This window comes from Burkholderia sp. Bp8963, assembly GCF_003854275.1.
Classification (GTDB): domain Bacteria; phylum Pseudomonadota; class Gammaproteobacteria; order Burkholderiales; family Burkholderiaceae; genus Burkholderia.
Map to the genome: position 1 here is coordinate 1 of NZ_QTQP01000197.1, position 312 is coordinate 312.

Annotated in this window: 1 rRNA gene; it reads right to left on the reverse strand. The window is 50.6% G+C overall.

From position 1 onward, the window contains the following. Positions 1 to 200: 200 nt before the first annotated feature. A 23S ribosomal RNA gene (locus DID96_RS38035) occupies positions 201 to 312 on the reverse strand; the annotation flags it as partial.

Genomic DNA, 312 nt, shown 5'->3' on the forward strand with positions numbered 1-312 from the left:
GGAATCCGCACTATCATCGGCGTAGAGTCGTTTCACGGTCCTGTTCGGGATGGGAAGGGGTGGGACCGACTCGCTATGGTCATCAGGCAAAAGGGGTTGTCGCGGTGCTTCGCAGCGCGACCAATCTTGGAAGAAGCAGTAATTTTGAGTTGTGTGTATCACACACGAGAATCAACAAGTCTGTAAGACAGACTTGTTATAGGATCAAGCCTTACGGGCAATTAGTATCAGTTAGCTGAACGCATTACTGCGCTTACACACCTGACCTATCAACGTCCTGGTCTCGAACGACCCTTCAAGGGGATCTAGTCC